Consider the following 9152-nt stretch of genomic DNA (forward strand, 5'->3'; position numbering starts at 1 on the left):
AAGAATGAGGAATACAAGACGATCATTTCGGCGATCGGCGCCGGCGTCGGACCGGAATTCGATCCGGACGAGGCGAACTACAGCAAGATCATCATCATGACCGACGCCGACACGGACGGCGCGCACATCCAATGTCTGCTGCTGACGTTCTTCTACCGGTACATGAAGCCGCTCATCGACATGGGCAAGGTGTACATCGCGCAGCCGCCGCTCTACAAGATCTCCCGCAAGACGGGCAAGCTGGAGACGGTGCGCTACGCCTGGACGGACGAGCAGCTGCAGAACTACCTGAAGGAGTTCGGCAAAAACTGCGAGCTGCAGCGCTACAAAGGTCTCGGCGAGATGAATCCGGAGCAGCTCTGGGAGACGACGATGAACCCCGAGACGCGGACGCTGCTGCAGGTGCGGATCGAGGACGCCGCCAAGGCGGAACGGCGCGTCTCGACGCTGATGGGTGACAAGGTCGATCCGCGGAAGAAGTGGATCATCGAAAACGTCGATTTCACCGAATACGAAGAGTAGGAGAGAAGCGGCATGGGCACGCTCGAACAGTTCCTGCCGGCATTTCTCGAAGAGGTCGTGGGAGACCGCTTTGGCCGGTACTCAAAATATATCATCCAGGACCGGGCCATCCCCGATGTCCGCGACGGGCTGAAGCCGGTGCAGCGCCGCATCCTGTATGCGATGTACGAAGCCGGCAACACGCCCGACAAGCCGTACCGCAAGTCGGCGAAAACGGTCGGCGACGTGATGGGCAACTACCATCCGCACGGCGACGCTTCCATCTATGAAGGCATGGTGCGGATGGCGCAGCCGTGGAAAATGGGCCACGTGCTGATCGACGGCCACGGCAACTGGGGTTCGGTCGATGACGACCCGCCCGCCGCGATGCGGTACACGGAAGCGCGGCTGTCGCCGATCGCAATGGAGATGATGCGCGACATCGACAAGCGGACGGTCCCGTTCAAGGACAACTTCGACAATACGGCGAAGGAGCCCGTCGTGCTGCCTTCGCGTTTCCCGAATCTGCTGGTCAACGGCGTCAGCGGCATTTCGTCCGGTTTTGCGACCGAAATTCCGCCGCACAACCTGCGCGAAGTGATCGACGCCTGCATCGCCCTGATGGACGATCCGGACATGCCGCTCGAGAAACTGCTGGGCATTGTGAAAGGCCCGGATTTCCCGACGGGCGGCATCATCATGGGCGAAGAAGGCATCCGCGAGGCCTACAGGACGGGCAAAGGGCGCATCTATATCCGGGCGAAGACGGATATTGAGGATCTGCGCGGCGGCCGCAAGCAGATCGTCATCACCGAGATTCCGTATCAGGTTGTCAAATCCCGGCTCGTGACGGCGATGGAGACGATCCGCTTGGAGAAGAAAGTGGACGGCATCGCGGAAGTGCGCGACGAGAGCGGCCGGAACGGGCAGCGCATCGTCGTCGAGCTGAAGAAGGACGCGGACGCCGAAGGCATCCTGGCCTATCTGCTCAAGAAGACGGACCTGCAAATTACATACAACTTCAATATGGTGGCGATCGTCAACAAGGCGCCGCGCCAGCTCGGCCTCAAGGAGATGCTGACGGCGTACATCAACCACCAGAAGGAAGTCGTCTCGGGCCGCAGCCGTTACGAACTGGAGAAGGCGGAGGACCGCGCCCACGTGCTCGAAGGGCTCGTGAAGGCGCTGAACATTCTCGACGATGTCATCGCGACGATCAAGGCGTCGAAGAACCGCCAGGACGCGCAGCAGAACCTGGTGGCGAAGTTCGGGTTCACCGAGCGGCAGGCGGATGCGATTCTGACACTCCAATTGTACCGGCTGACGAATCTCGAGATTACGCAGCTCACGAAGGAGCTGCGCGAGACCGAGAAGCGCATCGCGTACCTGAAGTCCATCCTGGCGAGCGAGAAGAAGCTGCTCGGCGTCATCAAGGAGGAGCTTTCGGAAATTCGCGACACGTACGGCGTCGACCGGCGTTCGGACATTCGCGGCGAAGTGGAGGAGCTGAAGGTCGGCCTCGAAGTGATGGTCGCGTCCGAAGACGTGCTGGTGACGCTGTCGCAGGAAGGCTACATCAAGCGGACGAGCCGGCTGTCCTTCACCCGGTCCGGCGGCGATCTCGACAATTCCGGCGTCAAGGAAGGCGATATCATCCGCCACGTGCTGGAAGTGAACACGCTGGATCAGCTGCTGCTGTTCACGCGGAAGGGCTCGTATTTCCTCCTGCCGGTGCACCAGATTCCGGAGTTCAAATGGAAGGACAACGGAACGGCGCTGGTCAACGTCGTGCCGATCCCGAAGGACGACGGCATCGTCGGCATCGTTCCGGTTCGGGATTTCGAGCGGGAGGATCTGTCGCTCCTGTTCGTGACGAAGCGCGGCCAGGTGAAGCGGACCGCGCTGAAAGAGTATCAGACGACCCGCACGGGGCCGATCGCCGCGGTGAAGCTGGCGGACGGCGACGAAGTGGTGCAGGTGCTCCCGAGCACCGGCACGCAGCAGCTCCTGCTTGTCACGAAGCTCGGGATGAGCATCCGCTTCGAAGAGTCGGAAGTCAGTTCGATGGGACGCGTCGCCGCCGGCGTGCGCGGCATCATGCTGAAAGAGAACGATGAAGTCGCGGCCGCCCTGCTCGTGGAAGGCGAAGAAGGCGAGGTGCTCGTCGTCACCGATCTGGGCTGGGCGAAGCGCTCGCTGCTGCTCGATTACCCGGTGCAGGGCAGGGGTGGAAGAGGCCTCACGACGTTCATTTTCAATGAAGGCAAACGGGTGAAATCGAACGGCAGCCGGCTGATCGGCGCGTTCCATTGCAAGGAAGAAGCGCACTATACGCTGGCGGCATCGTCGGGCGCTTCCTTCACGTTCAGTTCGGAAGCTGCGCCGGTCGAGCTGCTGCGGTCGGGCGGCAAGCGCGTTGCCGCGATCGACAAGCAGGACGCGGCGGTCTGCTGCTTCCGCCGGCCGGATCTTGAATCCCGGGAAGGGGAAGCCTGAACCTGATCTGACGCATCGCTGAACCCGCGCGCAACCGGAAATGATTTTCCGGGGGCCGCGGGTTTTCGTTGTTTGCAGGACGGACGCTCTCCCGGCGCTTCACGCGGTTTTACTTGTTTCGACGTCCGGCCGTGCGGCGAAATTGTCATCGGTTGTCGGCTGGAAGGGGGATGTATCGATTCGCGGCGTAAATTATTAAGTGCATTAACCTTTTTTTCGACAAGAGCGGCTGATATAATGAAAATAAGGCGGATATTGGGAGGGATTGGGATGTTTGCCGCGGAATTTGCCCGTCTGTGGATGAAAATCACGAAAGACTGGAAAATGCATCTCGATGAAGCGCTGGCTCCCGCCCTGACCGAAAGCCAGCTGAACGTGCTGGAACTGCTCCTTGAACATCAGCCGATGAAACCGTCGGATATGCTTCACTATCTGTCCACCACGCCCGCCGCAATTACGACGCTGCTCGACCGGATGGAGCGGGGCGGACTCATTGCGCGAACCCGGGACGTAGCCGACCGCCGCATTGTGTGGGTGACCGCGACGGACCGGGGGATGCGCGAAGCGCGGCGCGGGGTGGAAATCCGTGAACGCTACATCGGACAGGCCCTGGAACGGATTTCGGCCCACAATCAGCAGCTGCTCATCTATCTGCTGGGCAAGATTGCCGATGAGCCGATTGTACGGCCGGCTGCCGCGGGAGACGAGCGGTAGCGCTCATCGCCCGGCCGGGGCGCCCATGGCAGCCAGCCGCTTCCGGAGGGCATCCAGGTTTTTCTTCATTTGCTCATAATCGGCCGCAGTCAACAGCGGATCGTTGCGCTCTTCGAGCACGCGCTCGACGGGGAGGATCCGGTAATGATTGCGGCCGTTCGCTTTGTAGCGGTGAACCCATGTGATGATCGGCTCCACGTCCGTCATCCGCGTCACGCCTTCTTCTTTGCGCAGCCTGATCCGGTACAGCACGCCGTAGTCCTTCGTGTCGCCGCGCTGGTTCGAGATGAAGTTGCCCATCGAATAGATGATGACGCCCTGGCGTGCGGCGCCGCTTTCGTCCTGTGTCTCCACAACTTCATACGGCTGGATGACATGCGGGTGCGAACCGGCGATCAGATCGGCGCCGGCGGCGATCAGCCTGCGCGCGAGCGCTTTCTGTTCGTTATTCGGCATTGTCTGGTACTCCACGCCGAAATGCAGCGCGATGACGATATAGTCGGCGCCGGCTTCCCGCAGCGCCGCAATGTCCCGGATGATGCGTTCCTCATCGATCAGCGCGACGAGCCACGGTTTGTCTTCCGGCACCGGAATGCCGTTTGTGCCGTACGTGTAGGCGAGCAGTCCGATGCGGATGTGATTCCGCTCGACGATGGTCAGCTCGGCCGCTTCGTCCGCGGAGCGGGCGGTGCCGCGGGTGACGAAGCCCTGTTCTTCCAGAAAGCCGAGCGTCCGCTCGACGCCCCGCGCGCCGCGGTCCAGCGAATGGTTGTTCGCGGTTGTGACGATGTTGAATCCGGTGTCTTTCAGCGCGGCCGCCAGCTCATGCGGCGAGCTGAAGCGGGGGAAGCCCGAATAGTCGCCTTCGGCCGACAGCGTCGTCTCGAGATTGGCCATCGCCCAGTCGGCTTCCGATAGGAGCGGTTTGACCTCGGTGAAATACGGCGAGAAGTCATACCGCTTGCTGTCCTTGTCGTAGTAAGCCGGAAGCTGCGGCATGTGCATCATGATGTCGCCGACCGCGGCGAGCAGGCCTTCCGCCGGCACGCCGGAGCCCGGCTCGCCGGGGACGGCCGGTTCCGGCTCCGGTTCGGCAGGCAGCTCTTCAGGCGTCTCGTCCGGTTCGGTGCCGGCAGATCCGCCGCCGGCATCGCCGCCCGATCCCGCATGATCCGCCGCGTTCTTGCCGTCAGGCACGCCGGACGTTCCGTTCCATTCGGTCAGCGCATAGATCAGCGCGAGTCCGGCAAGCGAGACGGCGAGCATGAGGAGGATCGCGAAGCGCCGTTTCATCAGCCGTCCGTCCCTTCGGCAGTGAACGATCCTTCCGCAAGCGACCATGCCGAATCGGGCCAGGATGCCCAGACGCCTTCGCGCGGCGGCAGGGAGCGGATCTCAAGCCATTCCTTCGTCACCGGATGGGCAACGCCGATATAGGCCGACCAGAGCGCCGCGGTGTCATGGGACCGGACGCCTTCGCCCGCGCCGTATTTCCGGTCGCCGGCGAGGGGGCAGCCGATGGCGGCCATCTGCACCCGGATCTGGTGGGGCCGGCCGGTGTGCAGGCGGACGGCGACGAGCGCCCGGCCTTCCGCCTCGGCGACGACCCTGTACGACAGCACCGCTTCCTTCGCGTCCGGAACGGGCTTGGGATGGGCGGTTACGGTGTTGGTCTTCGCGTCTTTGCGCAAGAAGTGGACGAGCGTCGCCTCGCGGGGGGACGGCACGCCTTCCGTGCAGGCGATATAGCCTTTGGCGAACGAGCGGCTCCGCACCGCGTCGGACAGCCGCGACGCGGCTTTCGACGTCTTCGCCAGCAGCATCGCGCCGCCGGCCGGCCGGTCGAGACGATGAACAAGCCCCAGGAAGACGTTGCCCGGTTTATTGTAGCGCGCCTTCAGATCGGCCTTGACGACCGTCAGGATGTCCGGCGCACCGGTCTCGTCCGCCTGCGACAGCATGCCGGGCGGCTTGACGACCGCGATCAGGTGGTTGTCCTCGTACAGCACCTGCACCGCGGGCGCGCCGCCGTCATGGCCCGTCATGACGCCTCCCAGCGGCCGAGAATGCCGCACGGCAGCACCAGGCCGGAGCGGGTGATCGGCAGACCGATTTCGCCGCAGTGGATCGTGCCGCCGAACTTCCGGCCGATCGTCATTTTGAGCAGATTGTTCAGCACGGCTGGGGACAAGCCGGTCGTATAGGCGTTAATCAGGACGAACAGCGGTTCGTCTGACAGGATCGGCAGACACGACTCCAGGAACGGGTACAGGCTCGTCTCCAGCTTCCACATTTCACCGTTCGGACCGCGTCCGTAAGAGGGCGGGTCCATCACGATGGCGTCGTATTTGCGGCCGCGCCGGTGCTCCCGCTGGACGAACTTGAACACGTCGTCCGTAATGTAGCGGATCGGACGGTCCGAGAGCCCCGAAAGGGCGGCATTCTCCTTCGCCCACTGCACCATGCCCTTCGCCGCATCCACATGGACGACCTCGGCTCCCGCCGAAGCCGCGGCCACCGTTGCGCCGCCCGTGTAGGCGAACAGGTTCAGCAGCCGGATCGGCCGGCCGGCACCGCGGATCTTGTCCATGATCCAGCTCCAGTTCACCGCCTGTTCGGGAAACAGTCCCGTATGCTTGAAATTGGTCGGCCGGATGAGAAACGTCAGCTCGCCGTACCGGATGTTCCAATGTTCCGGCAGCTTGCGCCGGTATTCCCAATGTCCGCCGCCGGACGAACTGCGGTGGTAATGGGCATGGGCGGTGAGCCATTCGTCCGTCTCCCGCTCGATCGGCCAGATGATCTGCGGATCCGGCCGGCGGAGGACGACCGTTCCCCAGCGCTCGAGCTTCTCGCCGCCTCCGGCGTCAATCACTTCATAATCGACCCATTGATCTGCTAGGTACATCGGACAGACCTTCCTTGACTTCGCGTAATTGGCGCCGGGATGTCGATTCGGGACGAATAAGTAAAATCGCCTGACCGCACCCGCGCCTGACAATGGAACTATTATAGCGGAAGGCGGAAGCGAGGACAATTGCGAACCGGCACCGCAGCTTTCGGGACGGGCGGCGCTTCGGAAGGAGAGGGGGGCCGGGAAGGCGAAGCGTCCCGGCCGCTGATCCGGAGCAAGCTTCAGCAGTACCATTTCTTCCACAGGTCGTAAGAACTCTTGTGGCCTTTGCCGTCCCAGTCGTTGTCCCAAAGCCAGGGCGGCCAGGGGGCCTGGTGTCCCGGGGGATCGGGATGGTGCGAACCGCCGCCGGAATGTCCTCCTCCCGGATGGCCGCCGCCGTTTCCGCCTTTGGACCCGCCGCCGAACAGCGAGCTGATCCATTCGTTGAGATCGGAGAGAAACGCGAGCAGATCATCAAGCAGTCCTCCGAATGCGGGCGCCCTTGCGGCGGCGGGCGAGACGGCTCCGGCAGCGGAAGCGGGGACGGCTTGCGAGAGGGAAGCTGTCAAGACCAGAAGGAATGCCAGCGTGAGATATTTGACCCGTGACAAGATGATCATCTCCAATTCATTATAAAAAACATTAATGTTCGTTAAAAAGAATATCACAGGATGGCTGACTTGTATATGGCGCAAGCCGCGGCCGGCGTCCGGACAAATATTTTGATTTGCCGCAGAACTATCAAAAGGGTTTTGCGCACATCCGACGAATGGAATAGGAAGGGAAAAGCATCCTCGGGAGGAATCGACATGAAATTCAAATTCAGCATCATGAAAAAAGTCGTACTCGGCATCACGGCAGTATCGGCGGTAACGTACGGAACAAGCGCGTTCTTCATTCTGGTGCTTAAGGATTATTTTGATGAACATATATCCGAAGTCTGGTTTACTGTCGGCACATTGCTGCTCGGCATTTTCTGGACCGGATTGCTGGGGATGCTGGCGGCGAACCGGTTGATCAAGCCGCTCAAGCAGCTCATGCAGACGGCCAACAGGGTGTCCGAAGGCTACCTGAACGTCGAGGTCGTTCCGCCGCGTTCCGACGATGAACTGCGCGCGCTTGCCGTGTCGTTCGACGCGATGATCCGGCAGCTGCGCACGATCGTCGACGGCATTGCGGACAACTACAAGGCTACCCACCTTCATGTCGGCGAATTGGGGAACGCGATTGAACAGGCCACCCGGCACATCCGGAACATTACGGATCGCGTCGACAAAATGTCCGACGGGGCGGAACATCAGTCCAAATCAACGGCCGTCATGTTCCAGTCGCTGGAGATGGCTTCAAGCGCCGCGAACGAAATCAGCGAACTGGCCGAAGTCGCGCGGAGATCGGCGGTCAAGATGGATCAGACGATCCGCGAAAACGGCGAAGCGATTGCGTCGCTGGTGGAAGGCATGCGGAAAATGGCCGACCTCAACCGGGAATCGATCGAAACCGTGCGGCGGCTGGACGAGCACGCCGGCCTGATCGGGAATATCTCCGAAGTCGTCGCCGGCATCGCCGACCAGACGCACATGCTGTCGCTCAACGCGTCGATCGAGGCGGCACGGGCCGGGGAGGAAGGACGCGGATTCGCGGTCGTCGCGGAATCCGTCCGCAAGCTGGCCCAGCAGAGCGCCGAATCGGTGCAGGATATCCGGCAGCTGATCGAACAGATCCAACAGGAGATCAAAAAAGTGGTGGAACAGATCTCCGAGCAGTACGAAGTGGCGGAACAGGAGTCCGAGCACGGCGAGAAGTCCGCGGAAGCGCTGCGCCTGATCGCCGGAGAGGCGGACAATGTGCACAAGATCGTGGTGGAAGCGTCGAACCGGGTCATGATGCAGGCGGAGCAAATGAACAGCACGCTGGCCGAGGCGCGGGCGGTCGTCGAAATTGCGGAACAGATCCGGGAAGGGGCGCAGCAAGTGTTCGCGTCGACGCAGGAACAATATGCGCTCATGCAGGAAATTACGTCGACGTCCGAACAGCTTCAGCAGCATTCGTCCAATCTGAGAAAACGGATCGAATTTTTCAAATCCTGACCCTTACGAAGCGCCGAGCGCCCGCGGTAAGCCGCGGGCGCTTTTCATGCGGCCGGCATCCGGCACGGCGTGCATAACTTCGGCCCGTTCCCGAATACAATCGTGTAGCGGCATCGCTTGTCCGATTGCGGGCAAGCGGCGGCTGATGCGACAGGAAAGGGTGAGTGCGGGATGGACCATACGCCGGATATCGCGCTGCTCGGCATCGGCACCGCCGTTCCCGCCTGGCGGCTGGATCAGGCGGATACGGCGCTGCGGGTGGCGGAAGCGCTGCGGGACGATCCCGGCGCGGCGCGCTGGGCACGGCGCATCTTCCGCCAACAGGGCATCGAGGCGCGCTACACGTGCGAGCCGAATCTGCTGGAGGAAGCCGGCGCGTGCCGCTATTTTCCGCGGAGCCGGGAGGCGGCTCCCGCCACCGCCGAACGGATGGGCGTCTATCGCCGTGAGGCGCTGCC

8 protein-coding genes and 1 pseudogene are annotated in these 9152 nt (G+C 62.2%); 5 read left to right on the forward strand and 4 right to left on the reverse strand.

The features are described from left to right. The 3 genes from KJQ12_RS02520 to KJQ12_RS02530 form a co-directional block, all read left to right on the forward strand. Positions 1-522: toprim domain-containing protein (locus tag KJQ12_RS02520; protein ID WP_244860376.1), on the forward strand; the 522-nt coding region annotated here is incomplete at its 5' end. 12 nt (positions 523-534) lie between these two features. Further along, entirely contained in the window at positions 535-2997 is a 2463-nt protein-coding gene (gene parC / locus KJQ12_RS02525; protein ID WP_213483344.1) for a DNA topoisomerase IV subunit A, read from the forward strand. A gap of 270 nt (positions 2998-3267) precedes the next feature. Next, the gene (locus KJQ12_RS02530) at positions 3268-3711 is read left to right on the forward strand and encodes a MarR family winged helix-turn-helix transcriptional regulator (protein ID WP_213483345.1); all 444 of its coding nucleotides are present in this window, start codon (positions 3268-3270) and stop codon (positions 3709-3711) included. A gap of 3 nt (positions 3712-3714) precedes the next feature. On the opposite strand, the gene KJQ12_RS02535 is transcribed toward KJQ12_RS02530, so the two are convergent. From KJQ12_RS02535 to KJQ12_RS02550, 4 genes are all read right to left on the reverse strand, one after another. Continuing rightward, positions 3715-5004, reverse strand: a complete 1290-nt coding sequence (locus KJQ12_RS02535) for a CapA family protein (RefSeq protein WP_244860378.1) — start codon at positions 5002-5004, stop codon at positions 3715-3717. Next, positions 5004-5756, reverse strand: coding sequence for an RluA family pseudouridine synthase (locus KJQ12_RS02540; protein ID WP_213483346.1), 753 nt, complete (start codon positions 5754-5756; stop codon positions 5004-5006). Before KJQ12_RS02540 ends, KJQ12_RS02535 begins: the two co-directional genes overlap by 1 nt. Continuing rightward, positions 5753-6619 carry a class I SAM-dependent methyltransferase gene (locus KJQ12_RS02545; RefSeq protein ID WP_213483347.1) on the reverse strand — a complete coding sequence of 289 codons (867 nt, stop codon included), beginning with the start codon at positions 6617-6619 and terminating at the stop codon, positions 5753-5755. The genes KJQ12_RS02540 and KJQ12_RS02545 overlap by 4 nt, the downstream gene beginning before the upstream one ends. A 227-nt stretch (positions 6620-6846) precedes the next feature. Then, complete coding sequence (locus KJQ12_RS02550; protein WP_213483348.1) at positions 6847-7218, reverse strand: hypothetical protein; 372 nt, start codon at positions 7216-7218, stop codon at positions 6847-6849. 198 nt (positions 7219-7416) lie between these two features. On the opposite strand from KJQ12_RS02550, the gene KJQ12_RS02555 reads away from it, so the two are divergent. Both KJQ12_RS02555 and KJQ12_RS02560 read left to right on the forward strand, forming a co-directional pair. Beyond that, the gene (locus KJQ12_RS02555) at positions 7417-8694 is read left to right on the forward strand and encodes a methyl-accepting chemotaxis protein (protein WP_213483349.1); all 1278 of its coding nucleotides are present in this window, start codon (positions 7417-7419) and stop codon (positions 8692-8694) included. Between the two features lie 171 nt (positions 8695-8865). After that, positions 8866-9152 (forward strand): annotated as a pseudogene (locus KJQ12_RS02560) (type III polyketide synthase); the annotation flags it as partial.

The sequence above is a fragment of the Thermobacillus xylanilyticus genome, assembly GCF_907165215.1.
Classification (GTDB): Bacteria; Bacillota; Bacilli; order Paenibacillales; family Paenibacillaceae; genus Thermobacillus; species Thermobacillus xylanilyticus.